This is a genomic window from Gloeobacter kilaueensis JS1, from assembly GCF_000484535.1.
Classification (GTDB): domain Bacteria; phylum Cyanobacteriota; class Cyanobacteriia; order Gloeobacterales; family Gloeobacteraceae; genus Gloeobacter; species Gloeobacter kilaueensis.
The window spans coordinates 857,881-873,195 of record NC_022600.1 but is presented as its reverse complement, the minus strand read 5'-3'; the positions used below and the strand labels follow the sequence as shown (position 1 = coordinate 873,195).

Here is a 15,315-nt window from a genome sequence, read left to right as displayed (position 1 = left end):
ACTTTTCTGTAATTGATACAGTACTGCCATGGACGGTCGATTCTTTTTTTGCTGCGCGCTCGTCGCCTTGATCTCCAGACCGTTGCTGGCAGCCGAAGCACCGGTGACGGGCGATCTGCGCCTGAGCAGCGACATCGAGCGGCCCCTGACAGCCCGCCAGGCGTTCGCTCAAAAGTGGAAGCTGCCCAGCTTGAAGAGCGACGCCCTCGTGCATGTGCGCGCCCAGGTACAGCCCGATGGTCATCTAAGCGGGATCGAAATGGAGGTGGATGGCCCACCATCCGAGCAACAGTCGGCGGTGCGCCAGAGCGCCCAGGCGGCCCTTGCCAATCTGCAGCTACCGATCGCTGCCGGGGCGGTCGAATTCAGTCTGCGCGCCCGCGCCAACGCCCGCATTCCCGCCTGCTTTCCGCTCAAAGTCTATGTTTCAGACCAGATGGAGGACAGCAGCGAAGCGGTGCCGGAGGTGGCGATTCGGGCGATGCACCTGGGGGTGACCAAGTGGAACGCCGCCATCAGCAGCTTTCATAAAGGCAGCGTCATGGAGCCTTTTATCCTCACCAGCAGGCCCGAGGAAGCCGACGTGCGCATCGAGGCTTACCAGGACTATCCGGATTACAGCGGCTACTTTATCGACGAGCAGACGGGCCGGATGATCGTGCGCGTGCCCCTCAAGCGCTTCAAACCGGGGCTGTTGCAGGGGAACTTTCAGTGGTGGCACCCCGAGCAGGTGCTCCAGCAGACGATGTTCCAGATGGGCCGCGCCCTCGGCCTCGATCTATCGGACCAGCCGAGCAACGTGCTCTTCGCGGGCCAGTCGCTGTACATCGTCACCGGTCCCCAGCGGGGCGTCGGCCTGGGTAGCTACGACATTCGGATTGCCCAGTTCGGCGATCTGGTCAACGACCAGGGCGGCGGCGACCGCACCCTGACGAACTTTCAACTCGAAGATGCGGGAGAGCTTATCAAGCACCGCCGCTGTGGGGCGGGCCTGCGCGCTGCCCTGCCAGTTATCCTGGAATCAGCGTTGGGAGAAAAGGATGAGCGTCGAAGTCGGTCAGCAGGCTCCGGACTTTAGCCTCGACGGTTCGCAGGGAACGGTGGCCCTCTCGCAGTACCGGGGGCAAAAAAACGTCCTGCTCGCCTTTTATCCGGGAGACTTTACTCCTGTCTGCACCAAAGAACTCACCTGCTTCGTCGAGGACTGGTCGAAGTTCGACAACAAGGACACGGTGATCCTGGGCATCAGTACCGGCTCGGTCGATAACAAGAATAAATTCGCCGCTTCGCTTGGAGCCCAGTTTCCGCTTCTAAGCGACAGCGACAAGCGCGTCGCCGCCCTCTACGGCGTGAGCGGCTTTCTCGGGGTGGCGCGGGCCTACTTTATCGTCGATAAGCAGGGGATCGTCCGCTACAAGCACGTCGAATCGATCCCGATCTTCAAGCGCGAGGACGAAGAACTTTTGGGTGCGCTCGCCGCCTTGAGCTAGACCAGCTTCTCCGCCTTGCCGCGCAACTTCTCCAGCAGCTCGACCGCGAGCAATTCGAGGGCGCGCGGCCCGCGTTGCACCAGCCCATCGTGGGGATCGAGGTCAAAGACGTCCTCACCCATGCTCACGCCGATGATGTCGTTGTGGCGGCCCGGCAGTTCCGCCTTGAGCAACCTGCGATCGGCGAGGGTAGAAACAAACCAGCCCACATCGCTCTCGGGAGGCAGACCGGCCTGGTTTCCGGCGATATCGTCACTGGCAAACGAGATCAATCCTGTCAGGTTGAACAGGGCACTCTCGCGCACCAGCTGCTGGGTCTGGGCGCGGGTAGGAATGGCACCGAGCCCGTGGGCATCGAGAAATTCGACCAGGCCGGGGATGGGCACCGGGACGGCGTTGCGGGTGTCGGCGATATCCGGTGCAATCAACAGCGAGGGCTGGTTGTAGATCTGGCCGTGGGCTTCGAGCAAAATAATGTACTTGCAGCCGAGACTGTGGCCCACCCAGATGTGGGGCAGATCCGCCGGGTAATCGAGCAGGGCGCGGATGCTGGTGCGCTCGTCAAGTAAAATCTTCGCAATCGCCTCGTGATCGAAGCCGAATCGAAAAGGCACGGCGATCACCGTGTAGCCTGCATCGTAGATGCTCTGCAAAAAAGCGTCGTAATTCAGCCAGGGCAGGGTGCCAAAGAGGGCACCGCCGATAAATTCGATCACCCCGAGCGGTTCGGGATGGCGGGCAATCCAGCTATGGGCGATCGGTTCAAATAGTTTGCGCATGACGATTTGGGGGGATTGGGTGGCAGGTCGGTTTTGAACTTGCCCTCCTCACCCCTCTCCCCATCTGGGAGAGGGGGCAGGGGGTGAGGGGTTCAGATACCTACAGGTTGTCCAGGTTGAAGACGCCGCCGTTGCTGATCGGCAGACCGTAGGCAATTTGATCGAGGCCGATATTCGCCTCCAGCTTTGCATCGAGATCTTTGAAGAAGGTGCCGCGCTGTTCGGGGGTGAGCAGCAGCGTCGCCGTATTGGAACCAGAAAGCGAAGAGAGGAAAATCTCGACGTAGCCGCGAGCCTCGAAATTGGCCGACTTCAGCCGTTCGGGCCTGGTGATGAAATCGGGCTGTAAGATGAGCTGGCTGGTCGTGTTCGCCGGGATCGTGAAGGTGAGGCGGGCTTTGTTGTTGGCGGGCACTGCTTCAGGAATCAGTTGGGTGTTGGTGAGATTCACTCCGGTAATATCGATCGCATCGATGAAGTCCTTGAACGAGGTGGGTTCTTCCGTCGGCGGCGTATCGACCGGGAAGCGGATCGTAAAGACCAGCGAGACGGTGACATCGAAGAAGTTGACGTTGGCGATCGTCAGAAAATACGCCTGGATTACCGTCCGGCTGAGGGCTTCGACACCGGTAGGAGCAGGAGGAATGACGGGGGGAAGCTTCTTCGGAAACTGGGGCTTGAGCAGGATTTCAAAGGTTGAAACGAGCATGTTGGTCACCTGAATGGGGAACGAGCCGCTTTTCACGCATCGGGCCATAGCAGTCTGAATCGGCAGTCAAACAACCACCGATCGGCCAGCTTCACTGCCAAAAATAAGCAGCGAATAGACAGACTGAGATGAGCCCAGAATGACCTGGGCTGATAGAAAACCCTGATGAAAATCGCTCTATAAAAAGCTTAGGCAGTGTTCTCGCAAAATATGCACGAGTCCATGCAGCTCAGCCGATGGGAATGACGAAGGTGATGAGAAACACCTCGAACATGCCGACGCAAAAGCCCAGAAACATGCCGACGTAGGGGATGGCCTTCAACTCGTTTTTGGCCACCTGCTGGATCGCCGCCTCCAGCTCCTGGGCGGAGGTATTGCAGATCTTTGTGATCACCATCTGCTCCAGGCCGAGGGCAGGCAAAAATTTCATCACCAGCGGTTCCAGTTCGCGGCTCAAGTAGCGATCGAGCATCCGGCTGCTGCCCTCAGCCAGCTTGTCGATCCAGACGAGGGTCTTCTCGGAGGTGACGATTCGATCGAGCACTTCGGCAGCGGAGCGGTTCCAGTCGATCGATTCGCCCAGCCGCTGGCTGAGCAGCGGTCCCTGGGCGCTGAGGCCACTGGTCAAACTCTCGACGAACTGACGTCTCAGATCCTGAACGGTAGCGAGCGAAAGCGTCTGGACGCTGAGGCCCGTCAGTGCTCCGGTAAGTCGCCCGCGCACCCCAGCTTCGGCCAGAAAGCGGGTGAGCAACTCGTCGGCGGCCTGGGGCTGCTCGACTAAAAACGCCTTGAAGCGCGAGAGCGGTCCTTTGATGCCAACGACGTTTGCGACGATCCACAGTCCGCCCTGGCTGCGCTCGCGCGCCTCCTTGTCGAGGGCGTCGATCGTCTGGTTGGTGAGCAGGTTGACAAGGGCCAGGCGCAGGCGATCGGGGGTAAAGACGTTCTGCTCGATCCAGAGGGCGAGCCGGGCGGCCTGTTCTTCGTTGATCCGCAGCGACAGGGCCACCTGATCGAATAGTTGCTCAAAAAGGCGGGTAGAAGCCGGCGAGCGGCTGAGGGTGTCGATCCAGCGCGGCAGCGATTCGCTGAAGACCTCTTTGAGCACGTTGCCCAGTGCCACCGCGAGCCGCGCCCGCTTGCGGCCATCGCTGTATTCGCCCAGGGCGTAGAGCAGGGCAAAGCGCACCCCTTCTTCGAGCCGCTCCGGGGTGAGCAGGCGCTGGGCGATGCGCTGCACCTCCTCGGGGGTGAGCAGCTTGTCGGTGAGCATCTGGGCCACCTTGCGGGCAAAGCGCTCCTGCCCCTTTGGAAAAAGCCCCGGCGTCAGCGGAATCTTGCGGCCAAAAATATACTTCGGCTTATAAGGCCGAAAGAGCATCTTTATCGCGAGGGTGTCGGAGGTAAAGCCAATTGCAGCGCCAACGATGGGCGGCAAAATGTAATGCAAGATCGTAAGCGCCAACTTCTATCCTCCAGCCCGGCCCAATCTGGCCCCACCGGTACTGCTCGCCTTTCTATCCTAACTTTGTCTGGATCCTAGATTGGGCAGCAGGCGCTGTTCGGGAGGGCAGTCGGCTAGCCGACGTAGCGGGTCTCGACGAAGTGGCTGTGGCGACCGGCCCAGTCGCTCAGGGTACGGGCGTTGACGATCTCGAGGTTGCGGGGAATCGAAGTGGTGAGGTGGCGCTGGGCGAGGGCTCCGACACCCGTCGCCAGTTGGGAAGCCGTCGCTGCCGCCGCGCCGATCGCGAGCAGTTGCGGCAGGGGCTTGCGCGGCAACAGCAAACTCGCTCCGAGTCCAACCGTGGCCGTAATCAGCATTCCGACCGAGAGGTTGGTGCCGCAGCGCGGATGAATCGCCAGATTTTCTTCGCCCCGGTTGATCCGCTCCAGCGCCTGGTGGGAAGCGCGCAGGAGCAATCCCGTATCGAGCGGGCCGTAGATAAAAAAGCCCCGGTCGGTTGAAAAACCGCTCAGTTGCACCTCCGGCAGTTGTTCGGAGAGCACCCAGATCGTCGCGTGTTCGAGGGCGTGAACCTGGCGAATGCGCTCGATCAGGTTTTGAACGGTGCTGAGGGGCGACTCGTCGCGCTCGACGGTCACTCGGCGCGGAAGCTGGCTGGAATCGGTCATGAGCGTTACCTGAAAGATACGGAGTACTAAAGAAACTGGTGGCTATCAGGCTGGATGACAATCTCGTTGGGCACACCGGGAGCGGGAACAGCGAGGGCGAAGGCAACGGCGTCGGCGGCAGTCTCGGCACTGAGCATCTTGTCGCGCTGGACGCGCATCCCGGCGTTGTCCCAAAAAGGCGTGTTCAATCCGCCGAGATACAGAAGGGTGAAGCGGACGTTGGCGCGCTTGAGATCGAGGGCCATCGACTTTGTAAGACCGACCACGGCGTACTTCGAGGCGCAGTAGGCCGCCGCCGTCGCCATCGGATACTGTCCAAGGATGCCCGGAATGTTGAAGATGTGCCCGCCCGCCGGTTGTTGACTCATGATCGGCACCGCTGCCTGACAGCTGAGGAAGGTGCCCTTGAGGTTGACTGCCAGTTGCCGGTCGAGGTCTTCCTCGCTCAGGTGCTGGATCGCCTTGAGAATGCCGAGTCCGGCGGCGTTGAGGACGACATCGATCTGAGCGAAGGTGGCACTGGCTCTGGCAAATAGCGCTTCTACCTGGGCTTTGAGGGTGACATCGGTGGCAACTGCAACCGCTTTTGGGCTACCTGCTCCCTCGCACTCGGCGGCCAGTTCATCGAGCTTTTGCTGGGTGCGCCCCGCCAGCACGAGTGAAGCGCCCTCGCGGGCAAGCCGCCGCGCCACCGCCGATCCAATCCCCCCACTTGCTCCTGTGATGAGAACAACTCTGTCCTGCATGGGTGTCCTGCCGATGTACTTCGTCCATTATGTATGCCCCCGCTCAGCCGGTAGGGCCGCTGTGTAGCCCTGGCAGCACAATTTCCATCCCCAGGTTAAGGCGGGCTTCTTTCTCTCTCGATAAGATCGAAGCAAAGATACGTGATAACCGTCATGTCCGAATCTTCGATCGCAAGCAGCGAGAACCTGAACCTGCAGGCCGCCCAGTTTCTCCCCCGGCTCACCGGCTGGGTTGCCTCCACCCGTTCCTGGGTGGGTGACTCCCTTCAGGCTGCCCGCGATAGCGACTGGATGAAGCAGATAGGCCGCTCCCTCGGGGCAAACTGGCTTCTCCAACTGCTCGATCAGGTGAATCTGCGCAAGGTGCGCGAGACGGTCGAAGCGCTGCAGCGCGAGCATCCCGACGAATCTCCGGCCCAACTTTCAGCACGGCTTATCAGCCGCAAAGCTTTCTTTGCCGGTGGCATCGGTGTGGCAAGCGGCCTTCTGCCCCCCGGCATCAACCTGCCTGCAATTGCCGCCGATGTGGTCGGTACCCTGGTCCTTGAGATCGAACTCATTTATGAGATCGCCTGCGCCCACGGCCTCGACCTCGACAGTCCCGACCGCAAGGGTGAAGCAGCCCTGGTCCTTGCCCTCGGCACCGGAGCCGATCGCCTGGCGGGTGCCGGTACCCAGGCTCTCAAGCGCGTCGTCGCCACCCAGATTGCCCGAGTCAACCTCGAACAACTCGCCCGAATCATCGGCAAACAACTAGCGGAGCGCCTTGTCCTCAAGGGCGTGCCGATGGTCGTCGGTGCCGTCGTCGGCGGTGGCACCAACCTCGCCGCTATCAACTTGATCGGCAACGCCGCTGCCCACTTCTACGAGTCTCAGATCACCGTTCAGGCAGAGGCAAGTAAGGAAGCTGCCTGACCTTCTTCCGTGATCCGAGGAGGTTCCCTTGCAAGTACCGTCCGAGGAACAGATCCGTGCATGGAGGCGCGAGGTCGAGAAGCGCTACCCCGGCTTTGAGCCGATGATCCGTTTTCGTGAAGTCGAGGGCAGAATAGAATATTTGCTTTACTTTCGTGAGCGTCAACCACTGCCTGGAAAGCAATTAGATGCTCGATTTCCAGTCGCACGTACCTGGCAGCCAGTTGAACAGTTTTATTGCGAAGGCGGTCAGTCACAGCTGGATGTTTTACTCAATCTTTTTCCCACGCAAGCGAGCTTGTACCAGAAGCCTTCTTCTCTACTCGATCGATTTCCGGCTACTCTGCTTGCTCGATTTCTAATTATTGGTTTTGCTTATACAGCGGGCTTTGTTGGTACCTGGTTCTTGCTGAACGAACGCCTTAGAATTGAAATCGCTCTGCTGGGCGTACTGATCGGAATCTTGTTCGTAGGGCTTTCGATTACTCTGGCAAAGAACAACGTGGAGAAGTTTGCTGAAAATGGCTCTGGCTTTCGTTGGCTTTTGCAAGCGACCTCTCTTTTTTCCTTCGGCGTGTCCGGTGCTCTCGCTCTCACTCCGAATGGTGCCAGCTTCGCATTTACTGCAATCGGATTGGGTTTTCTGGGAATGTTTTCGGCGTTCGATCCTCGTAGGGAAGCGAGAAATTGGCGTCCGTTGGGCTGGATCATTGCTGTCGTCAGCTTTCTTGCTGCTCTCTTGTATTTTTCACTATTTTTTGGAATATAAAACACTGTCACCTTCTACAAATGCAGCCTTTAAGTAGACAGAGCTAAATAAGCATAAGGTTTTGGGCTGGAGTATGGGTAGTAGACTCTTTGGAGCTGACCGTTCTCTTTGTTGCTTTGATTGTCTTTTTAGAAATATCCCCCACCCCTCCACCCCCCCCCTGCCCCCCGAATGGGGGGCTGCCCCGCCGGGGCAGGGGAGGAGAGCGGGGGTTCACTGTAACTGGGCTGCAGAGTGGCCAGGTGAAGTCAGTTTCAGACTCGTCTTATTTTTCCTCTGCTTCAAGGGACTCATGACTGCTTTGATCTAACGTTTAATTACCTTTGGCTACTTGCCAGGATGCTCATCGACTCATTCTTTTATGAGAAAAGCAAGGTAAATTTGAGACCCCTTCACTAAGCTGCTAGAGAGCCCAGTTACAGTGAACCCCCTTCTCCTCTCCTTCCCCGGCGGGGGAAGGAGGGGAGAGGGGGGCAGGGGGGTATGGGGAGGTGGGGGACGGTTTTAGAAGTACTCAAAAACCTGCTTTCAACACTCCAACCCAAAGCCTGACGCTTATTTAGCTTCATCTACTTACTCTGACTATGGGTAGATGATAGTCCGACCAAGTTTTCACGGGGAGGCTATTGCAAATCGTGATCGCGGGAGTCGTACTTGGTGCCCCAGATGCTGGTCTGCCCCAGGACGTGGACGCGCAGGTTTTCGAGGGCGGCGGAGTGCAGCGAGCCGTTGCCGGAGTCGGAGGTGGAAACGTAGGGAGAAAGGCTTTTGGCTGACACCTGTTCGCCGTCGAAGATGACGGCTGCCGATTCGGGACCGCCGGAACCGGGACCGAAGCTCAAGAGATCGGGGCTATTTTGGGCGCGGGTAATCTTGCCACCCACTGAGAGCAGGATACCGCTGTAGTCGGGGTGGTCGTAGAGGGCGCGCAGGATTGTCTCCTGGATATAGCCGCGATTGTTGGAGTTCTGGCTGTCGTTGAGGCCAATGCTGTTGAGGATGTCGGTGCTGGAAGGCGTTGGCGTAAGGGAATAGCCCTGGGGGTAGTAGCTCGCCTTGAGGGCGTAGGAGCGCTCCTGGGGCTTTTTGCTGCCGTCGATCGTGAGGGCGTTTTTGTTGGCGGCGCTGTCGCCCGCGTAGCTCACTGGCAGGGCGTCGGCGGGACGGTTCGTGACAACGCGGCTGGTGAGATCGAAGGACCAGCCCTCGGTGAGCACGTCGGCCCGGATGTTGGTGAGGTAAAGGGGCGCTCCGGCGGGCCGGTGAACGACGGTTTGAGGCGTGGGTTGGGCAAAGGTGACGGAGCCTACGCCGATTACCTGGGCGCTATTGCCGTGGATCGCCAGTCCCGTCTGGTCACCCAGGCCGATGCCTAAGAGGGTAGAAAGCTGGTAGTCGCTCTGGGCTTTGGCCATGATCCCCAACAGGCGGGCAAGGCGGCCCCGGTCGTTAAAGTGCGAGTCGATCACGCTGCCGGTGACAAAGCCCAGAAAGTCGTTGTGGATGCCGCTGCCGCCGTCGGTGTCGTTGAGGTAGGGAGTCTGGGCGTTGGTGAGAATGTCGAGCGAGATCAGATCCTTGCCACCGGCAAAGGCATACTGCGACTGGCTCATCGCCCCGGCGCTGGTGCCGCCGATGCCGCCATTGAGGGTCTGGACGACGTAGCGGATGTTGTCTTCTAAACGGGTGCCGTTCCACAGGTCGTAGTAGACGCCCTGATCGCCGCCTTTGATAAAGATGGCATCGACGCCGCGCACCGCATCGACCGTGCCGGCGTTGTTGGCCTGATCGCGGGAGGCGATGATCACGTTGAAGGCGTCGTCCGCTCCCAGCCACTTGAAGTACTGGGGAATGAAGCTGCTCTGGGGCGAGTTGGCGAGGACGGCGACGGTGATCCGCCCGTCACCGTTTACGTCGCCCCCGTCGAGAAGATGTGGATACAGGCGGTAGGACCAGCTTGTGGTGTCTCCGATGTCACCTTCTGAGCCGCCACCGGCCACCATCACCACCGCCTGGGCGTAGCAGGGCGTCGCTATGAGCAACAGACCACTCACCAGGCTCCAGATCTTTTTCATGGGCGCTCCCTTGTTTTTGAGCCAAACGGCAGTATCGCACGTCCAGACCCGGCAGGAGCGATCGAAAATGTAAATTTTTCTAGCCTGAATTGGGGTCTATTCGTCGTCTTCGATCTCGATCGGCTGGGGCTCGTTGCTCTTGGGCGGCTTGGCTGCCGGGTCTTCGTAGCGCTCGATCACCAGGCGGGCACGACTGACGACGGCGGCGATCGCCCCCACTCCCGCCAGCAGCGGCGCAAAGAAGACCAGCCCCGCTCCGGCGGCGACACCGAGGTTGAGGGGTACTTCGAGGAGCGTCTTGCCCTGCTGATCTTGAATCAAGATGCGCCGGACATTTCCCTCCTCGATTACTTCTTTGACCTTGTCTACGAGCTGGTTGCCGAGAACGTAGGCTTCCTCGGTGAAATTGCGGTTGTTTGACATGGCAAACGCATCCTGCAGGCCACCTTTATTCTCGCCGCTTATTTGCTCGCTGTCTCGACCGCCGGCTTGCCATCGATCACCCTGGCAAGCACCGTTATGGCCTTTTGATACTGCACATCGCCGCTGGAGGCCGGATCTACCGGGTTCTTGCGCGCTTCTTCGGGAAACATCGAGAGCACATCCGGGACGATGCCCTTCTTGTGGATGTCGTTGCCGGCTGGGGTGAGGTAGTGGGCGATGGTGACGTTTACGCCCGAGCCGTCGGAGAGGGAGTTGACCTGCTGGATCACGCCCTTACCGAAGGTCTTGGTGCCGACCAGGGTGGCGCGGCGGTTGTCTTTTAAGGCACCCGCCAGGATCTCGCTCGCGGAAGCAGAATTTTGATCGACCAGCACCACCAGCGGCAGGGCGGTGATCGGATGCTGGTCGGAGAGCAACTTGTCCTGGGTACCGGCCCGATCGACCGTCGAGACGATCGTGCCGCGAGCGAGCAGCAGATCGGCGATGTTGGCCGCCGCATCTAAGAGGCCACCGGGGTTGCCCCGCAGGTCGAGCACCAGACCCTGGGCACCCTTGTCGCTCAGATCGCTGATCGCCTTGCGCATCTCACCGGGAGCTTTTTCAGAAAATTCCTGCAGGCGGATATAGCCCACCTTGCGGCCATTTTCTTCTTTGAGGCTGCTGGTGACGACCTTTAGCTCGATCGGAGCGCGGGTGATCGTGAAGTTGAGCTTTTGCCCGTCCCGCAGCACCGATAGCGTCACCTGGGTGTCCCGATCGCCCCGGATCATCCGCGAGACATCGGCCAGTTCGAGCTTGGCGGTCGGCTTGCCGTCTACAGCCACCAGTTCGTCTTTGGCCTGGATGCCTGAGCGGCTGGCAGGGCTATCTTCGAGGGTACGCAGAACCATCGGCTGTTTGTTGACAGGCGACAGACCCAGCTGAATGCCGACGCCGACCAGCTCTCCGCTGGTCTGATCGCGCAGTGCCTGAAATTCGCGCGGATCGAGAAAGCGCGTGTACGGATCGCCCAGAATCTTCAGCGAGGTGCGAATCGCTGCATAAGCTTCTTCTTTGTTCTTGTAATCGCGGTTGAGCAGCTGGGAACGCGCTTCCAGCCAGTTCTGTTTGTTAAACGTCGGATCGACGAACTCGCGATCGACCGTCTGCCACACTTCATCGACGATCGCCTTGGGCGAATCTTCGAGCTTGCTGTTGTACTCTGCGCGCACCTGCAGCGGCTGCCTGGGAGCAGCGATGACGGCGGTGGCAGCACAAAAGATCAAAAGCCCGGTGAGCGGTGCGCTCCTGCGGAAGAAACTTTGCATCGTGTTTTGGGTCATGTGGAGAACGATATCCGTGACGGTTCTTTCTGCAGACGCCCCGTAGATGCCTGGGGTGCCCGACTTGATAGGGATAGTCTATCCGACCCTGAGCCGGGGTGTGGGCCTGCCACCCTGGACAAACCTGCTATCGTGACAGTGAAGCTTTGCAACGGTGCGACAGTCGCGCGATGGATTGGAAACTGGTCGGCGTCACCTTTGGGGCGATCTTTCTGGCGGAGTTGGGCGACAAGACGCAACTGGCGACGTTTTTGATGACTGCCAAATCCGGCTCACCCTGGGCGGTGTTTCTCGGCTCCTCCCTCGCTCTGGTGCTCGCGAGCCTGCTGGGCGTGCTGGCCGGGGAGTGGCTGAGCAAGATGATTCCGCCCCAGTACCTGCAACTGGGAGCGGCGACGGGTTTTGTCGTGATTGGCTGCCTGATGTTCTGGCAGGTGTTTAGAGGCGGCAGCTAGAACTTGTGCTTTGGTTATTAAAAACGGTGCCTGCCCGTGCAACAGCGGTGGAGGCAATGGGTGATAATGGGAAAAATTTACCTCCCCGCAGGAACCTATGTCGTTGCACGCAGAACTCCATCGACACCTTGGCGGGTCGGTGGTTCCCCGGATCCTCTGGCGCTACCTGGTGCGCCAGGATCACCCGCTCGCCGAACAGTATCCCGAGTACAAGGACTTTGAAGCGTTCTTTACCCGTCCCCGCCGCAGCCTCGAAGAATATCTCGAACTGCACACCCTCGTCGAGCACGTCCAGACCCTCGACGCCCTGCCCTACTTCGTCACCCGCCTGATTCGAGGCGCGTATATCTTCGAGAACCTGGCCTACCTCGAAATTCGCTACACGCCCTACCTGCGCACCGACAGGCATCTGAGCGAAGAGGACCGCATCGCCCAGATGGCCGAGGTCGTCCGCACGATCGGCGACGCCTCGCGATCGGCGGAGTACCCGATCGTCACCAGCCAGATCCTCTGCCTGCACAGCCGCCTGAGCGACAGGGTCAACCGCGCCATCGTCGAGCTGGCGGCGAGTCTGCCCGAGTACGTCTGCGGCATCGACGTGGCTGGCGGCGACGCCCGCTACGCTGCCCGCCTCGATACGTTTATCGATCTATATAAGTACGCCCTCGCCTGCGGCCTCAAGACCACCGCCCACCTGTTTGAGACCAGAGACGGCATCTACCCCCAGATGCTGCCCTACGTCTGCCGGATCGGCCACGGCATCCAGATACCGCTCCTTTATCCTGAACTGCTACCGCAACTGGCCGCCCGCCAGCAGTGCCTCGAAGTCTGTCCGACTACCTATATCAAGACCGGCACCCTGAGCGACATCGCCCAGTTGCGCCCCGTCTTCGAGCGCTGCTTCGAGGCCGGCGTCGATATTGCCATCTGCACCGACAACGCCGGACTGCACGATGTCCGCCTGCCCTTCGAGTACGAGAACCTGCTCACCAACGACGTCATCGACTTCAGGCAACTCAAAGCCTGTCAGGAAGCGAGCTTCCGCCACGCCTTCGCCTGGCCCCACTCCAGGCCGCCCCAGGCCATTCTTGCCACCCAGGGCGTTTCGTAGGCACGAGCCTCCGGGTTAAAACGCTACCGGTAGTGCTAGACTGTGCGCGGTCGCTTTCTGTGCCGCCATGCGTATCCAGACGATCCATGCGCAGCCTTTTCATGCCATTCCTTACCGCGCTGTGGCCGCCGATGGAGCGGTGCGCCGCCGCGCTTTTTTAATTTCCCACGCCACGGTCGATGTTTTACCGGCAGGATGTGCGGCGATCTTCGCCTGCTCGGACCTGCAGGGAGTATTTTCGCGTTCCGGCAGTCAGACTCCCCGACTGTTGGGCGAGGCAATTGCGGGGGAACTGGCCCGGCTCGCTGCCGGCAGCGATCTACCCGATCCCGCACAGATCGGGGTGTTGCTCTGCGGCGATCTGTGGGTGCGGCCAGAACTGGACCGGCGCGGCGGCATCGGCGATGTGCGCGAGGTCTGGCGGGCCTTTGCCCGCCGCTTTCGCTGGGTAGCGGGGGTAGCGGGCAACCACGACGATTTTGGTGCGCCCAGCGAGCGGGCCGCTTTTGCCAGCGAACCGGGCATTCACCTGCTCGACGGCGAGGTGGTCGATCTGGGTGGCCTCAAGATCGCTGGTCTGGGTGGCATTATTGGCGATCCCCAAAAGCAGCAGCGCCGCCGCGAAAAAGATTTTATCCGGGCACTCAAGCGCCTGCTCAAAGCCGATCCGGACCTGCTGCTGCTGCACCAGGGACCGGACGCGCCGCCCTGGAACCTGGCCGGTCACGAGGCCATACGGCGGGCGATGGAGCGCAGCAGCAAGCCGCTGGTGATGAGCGGCCACGTCCACTGGAAACAGCCCCTGGCCTCGACGGAGCGCGGCCTGCAGCTACTGAATCTCGAAGGCCGGGGACTGTTGCTGCGGCATCATTCGCCGGGGGAGACGAGCCGGGTGGTTGCCGCCGCCGGTGCGGTCCGCTAGGGCAGCATCGAGCCGCCGTTGCGCAGCAAGGTCAGCGAATCCTTAAAAATCAGCAACAGCGCCAGCCCCAGGAGCACGACCAGGCCCGTCTGCATCACCTTTTCTTGAATATTGGAGGGCAGGGGCTTGCCGCCGCGCACCGCCTCGATGAACAAAAAGGCGAGGTGGCCGCCGTCGAGGGCAGGCAGCGGCAGGATGTTGATGATCGCCAGGTTGACTGAGATCAAGGCGGCGACGAAGAAGAGGTTGGTGATGTCGCTCTGGGCGAGGTTGGCGGTCATGGCGACAATGCCCACGGGCCCTGCTACTTCTCCGAGGCCCGCCTTGCCGCTGAAGAGCATCTGGAAGCTCTCGAAGGTCATGCTGAAGACGCGGCCAAAACTCTCAGAACCGGTCTGGAAAACTTCGCCGATATCGCGGGCGGGACGGCGCTCGATCGCCTGGTTGGGGGTGAGGCTTACGCCAATTTTGCCTTCGCTGTCGGGGGTGATCTCTACCTGGCGCTGTTGCCTGTCGCGCTGCAGGGTAAAGCGAACGGGCCTGCCGGGGTGGCCCTGGATAATCTGGCGCAACTTTTCAACCCCGGCCCTGTTGCCTGAAAGGGACTGGCCGTCGGCTGCGAGCACGACGTCGCCCGCCTTGATTCCGGCTTTTGCGGCGGAACTGGTCTGGTTCATGACCTGTTGCACGAGAATGCCCGGCTGTTCTCTGGCCTCGGGAATACCGGCAAACAGCGGCAGCGCCACCAGGATCAAGTAGGCAAAGACGATGTTGGCGATCACCCCGGCGCTGATCACGATCGCCCGGTCGAGGACGGGGCGATTTTTGAGCAGATCTGGATCGTTGGGGGGAATGGTGCTGTCCGGGTCGTCGTCGGGGAAGCCGACGTAACCGCCCAGGGGCAGCGCCCGCAGGGCGTACTCGGTCTTTGGTCCCTGGTAACGCAAAAGCACTGGCCCAAAGCCGATCGAGAAGCGGTTGACGTGTATACCTTGCAGACGGGCGGCCAGGAAGTGTCCGAGTTCGTGGACGACAATCAGCACGCCCAGAACCGCGATCGCTGCCAGTACAAACATTCGCGCTCCTTATTCAAAGGGACCGTATTTTTCCCATTGTGGCCCAAAAAATCACGCTACGGATCCCTGGAGCACAGCGGCCAGCTCGAAGTCCTTTGTCGTTAGCCCCCCCGCGTCGTGGGTGGTGAGGGTGAGTTTGACGCGGTTGTAGCTAATCTGGATGTCTGGATGGTGAGCGGCAGCTTCGGCCTCCTGCGCCACCTGATTGACGAAGACCATCGCCTGGGCAAAATCTGCAAAGCGGTAAGTGCGCTCGATCGCCCTGGTGCCGTCCGCTTCGACCACCTGCCAGCCCTCCAGCCCAGCCAGAGCCGCCTCGATCTGCTCAGTACTCAATTTCGTAGTCATCTTCTGTCCTCCTTA

At 60.3% G+C, this 15,315-nt stretch carries 17 protein-coding genes; 7 read left to right on the top strand and 10 right to left on the bottom strand.

All coding sequences use genetic code 11. The features are described 5' to 3' along the window. The first annotated feature begins 28 nt into the window (after positions 1-28). Together GKIL_RS04050 and GKIL_RS04045 are read left to right on the top strand one after the other, a co-directional pair. Positions 29-1,078: a hypothetical protein gene (locus GKIL_RS04050; RefSeq protein WP_023172133.1), complete on the top strand. Its 1,050-nt coding sequence runs from the start codon at positions 29-31 to the stop codon at positions 1,076-1,078. Beyond that, positions 1,041-1,490, top strand: coding sequence for a peroxiredoxin (locus GKIL_RS04045; RefSeq protein ID WP_023172132.1), 450 nt, complete (start codon positions 1,041-1,043; stop codon positions 1,488-1,490). Before GKIL_RS04050 ends, GKIL_RS04045 begins: the two co-directional genes overlap by 38 nt. Here the strand turns inward: GKIL_RS04045 and GKIL_RS04040 are convergent. The 5 genes from GKIL_RS04040 to GKIL_RS04020 all read right to left on the bottom strand — a co-directional run bounded on the left by GKIL_RS04040 (position 1,487) and on the right by GKIL_RS04020 (position 5,863). Further along, positions 1,487-2,269 carry a DUF1350 family protein gene (locus GKIL_RS04040; RefSeq protein ID WP_023172131.1) on the bottom strand — a complete coding sequence of 261 codons (783 nt, stop codon included), beginning with the start codon at positions 2,267-2,269 and terminating at the stop codon, positions 1,487-1,489. The genes GKIL_RS04045 and GKIL_RS04040 overlap by 4 nt on opposite strands. A gap of 100 nt (positions 2,270-2,369) precedes the next feature. Beyond that, entirely contained in the window at positions 2,370-2,978 is a 609-nt protein-coding gene (locus GKIL_RS04035; protein ID WP_041243709.1) for a hypothetical protein, read from the bottom strand. Between the two features lie 229 nt (positions 2,979-3,207). Beyond that, positions 3,208-4,446 (bottom strand): DUF445 domain-containing protein, encoded by a 1,239-nt coding sequence (locus GKIL_RS04030; protein WP_023172129.1) that lies wholly within the window; start codon positions 4,444-4,446, stop codon positions 3,208-3,210. A 113-nt stretch (positions 4,447-4,559) separates the two neighbouring features. Further along, complete coding sequence (locus GKIL_RS04025) at positions 4,560-5,117, bottom strand: DUF6391 domain-containing protein (RefSeq protein WP_023172128.1); 558 nt, start codon at positions 5,115-5,117, stop codon at positions 4,560-4,562. 26 nt (positions 5,118-5,143) lie between these two features. After that, complete coding sequence (locus tag GKIL_RS04020) at positions 5,144-5,863, bottom strand: SDR family oxidoreductase (protein WP_023172127.1); 720 nt, start codon at positions 5,861-5,863, stop codon at positions 5,144-5,146. Between the two features lie 153 nt (positions 5,864-6,016). Between GKIL_RS04020 and GKIL_RS04015 the strand changes: the two genes are divergently transcribed. After that, complete coding sequence (locus GKIL_RS04015) at positions 6,017-6,778, top strand: EcsC family protein (protein ID WP_023172126.1); 762 nt, start codon at positions 6,017-6,019, stop codon at positions 6,776-6,778. A 28-nt stretch (positions 6,779-6,806) separates the two neighbouring features. Further along, positions 6,807-7,547, top strand: coding sequence for a hypothetical protein (locus tag GKIL_RS04010; RefSeq protein WP_023172125.1), 741 nt, complete (start codon positions 6,807-6,809; stop codon positions 7,545-7,547). Positions 7,548-8,170: 623 nt separating this feature from the next. Here GKIL_RS04010 and GKIL_RS04005 read toward each other — a convergent pair. The 3 genes from GKIL_RS04005 to GKIL_RS03995 form a co-directional block, all read right to left on the bottom strand. Continuing rightward, on the bottom strand, positions 8,171-9,622 hold the full coding sequence (locus GKIL_RS04005; protein ID WP_023172124.1) for a cyanophycinase: 1,452 nt from the start codon (positions 9,620-9,622) through the stop codon (positions 8,171-8,173). 96 nt (positions 9,623-9,718) lie between these two features. Beyond that, positions 9,719-10,045: a DUF4342 domain-containing protein gene (locus tag GKIL_RS04000; RefSeq protein ID WP_023172123.1), complete on the bottom strand. Its 327-nt coding sequence runs from the start codon at positions 10,043-10,045 to the stop codon at positions 9,719-9,721. Between the two features lie 38 nt (positions 10,046-10,083). After that, a complete protein-coding gene (locus GKIL_RS03995; RefSeq protein ID WP_041244325.1) occupies positions 10,084-11,373 on the bottom strand; it encodes a S41 family peptidase in 1,290 nt (429 codons plus the stop codon). 185 nt (positions 11,374-11,558) lie between these two features. Between GKIL_RS03995 and GKIL_RS03990 the strand changes: the two genes are divergently transcribed. The 3 genes from GKIL_RS03990 (at position 11,559) to GKIL_RS03980 (ending at position 13,876) form a co-directional block, all read left to right on the top strand. Then, positions 11,559-11,843, top strand: a complete 285-nt coding sequence (locus GKIL_RS03990) for a TMEM165/GDT1 family protein (protein ID WP_023172121.1) — start codon at positions 11,559-11,561, stop codon at positions 11,841-11,843. Positions 11,844-11,940: 97 nt separating this feature from the next. Beyond that, a complete protein-coding gene (locus GKIL_RS03985) occupies positions 11,941-12,954 on the top strand; it encodes an amidohydrolase family protein (protein ID WP_023172120.1) in 1,014 nt (337 codons plus the stop codon). Between the two features lie 67 nt (positions 12,955-13,021). Next, positions 13,022-13,876, top strand: a complete 855-nt coding sequence (locus GKIL_RS03980) for a metallophosphoesterase family protein (RefSeq protein WP_023172119.1) — start codon at positions 13,022-13,024, stop codon at positions 13,874-13,876. On the opposite strand, the gene rseP is transcribed toward GKIL_RS03980, so the two are convergent. Next, positions 13,873-14,952, bottom strand: a complete 1,080-nt coding sequence (gene rseP, locus GKIL_RS03975; protein WP_023172118.1) for an RIP metalloprotease RseP — start codon at positions 14,950-14,952, stop codon at positions 13,873-13,875. The genes GKIL_RS03980 and rseP overlap by 4 nt on opposite strands. Before the next feature lie 51 nt (positions 14,953-15,003). Further along, entirely contained in the window at positions 15,004-15,300 is a 297-nt protein-coding gene (locus tag GKIL_RS03970; protein WP_023172117.1) for a 4a-hydroxytetrahydrobiopterin dehydratase, read from the bottom strand. Positions 15,301-15,315 lie beyond the last annotated feature (15 nt).

Excerpts from the sequence above, each read along its gene's own strand:
- GKIL_RS04015 (WP_023172126.1), top strand. The coding sequence starts at position 6,017 with ATGTCCGAATCTTCGATCGCAAGCAGCGAGAACCTGAACCTGCAGGCC.
- GKIL_RS04025 (WP_023172128.1), bottom strand. The coding sequence starts at position 5,117 with ATGACCGATTCCAGCCAGCTTCCGCGCCGAGTGACCGTCGAGCGCGAC.
- rseP (WP_023172118.1), bottom strand. The coding sequence starts at position 14,952 with ATGTTTGTACTGGCAGCGATCGCGGTTCTGGGCGTGCTGATTGTCGTC.
- GKIL_RS04000 (WP_023172123.1), bottom strand. The coding sequence starts at position 10,045 with ATGTCAAACAACCGCAATTTCACCGAGGAAGCCTACGTTCTCGGCAAC.
- GKIL_RS03970 (WP_023172117.1), bottom strand. The coding sequence starts at position 15,300 with ATGACTACGAAATTGAGTACTGAGCAGATCGAGGCGGCTCTGGCTGGG.
- GKIL_RS04050 (WP_023172133.1), top strand. The coding sequence starts at position 29 with ATGGACGGTCGATTCTTTTTTTGCTGCGCGCTCGTCGCCTTGATCTCC.
- GKIL_RS03985 (WP_023172120.1), top strand. The coding sequence starts at position 11,941 with ATGTCGTTGCACGCAGAACTCCATCGACACCTTGGCGGGTCGGTGGTT.
- GKIL_RS04045 (WP_023172132.1), top strand. The coding sequence starts at position 1,041 with ATGAGCGTCGAAGTCGGTCAGCAGGCTCCGGACTTTAGCCTCGACGGT.
- GKIL_RS04020 (WP_023172127.1), bottom strand. The coding sequence starts at position 5,863 with ATGCAGGACAGAGTTGTTCTCATCACAGGAGCAAGTGGGGGGATTGGA.
- GKIL_RS03980 (WP_023172119.1), top strand. The coding sequence starts at position 13,022 with ATGCGTATCCAGACGATCCATGCGCAGCCTTTTCATGCCATTCCTTAC.
- GKIL_RS03990 (WP_023172121.1), top strand. The coding sequence starts at position 11,559 with ATGGATTGGAAACTGGTCGGCGTCACCTTTGGGGCGATCTTTCTGGCG.
- GKIL_RS04040 (WP_023172131.1), bottom strand. The coding sequence starts at position 2,269 with ATGCGCAAACTATTTGAACCGATCGCCCATAGCTGGATTGCCCGCCAT.
- GKIL_RS04005 (WP_023172124.1), bottom strand. The coding sequence starts at position 9,622 with ATGAAAAAGATCTGGAGCCTGGTGAGTGGTCTGTTGCTCATAGCGACG.
- GKIL_RS03995 (WP_041244325.1), bottom strand. The coding sequence starts at position 11,373 with ATGCAAAGTTTCTTCCGCAGGAGCGCACCGCTCACCGGGCTTTTGATC.
- GKIL_RS04035 (WP_041243709.1), bottom strand. The coding sequence starts at position 2,978 with ATGCTCGTTTCAACCTTTGAAATCCTGCTCAAGCCCCAGTTTCCGAAG.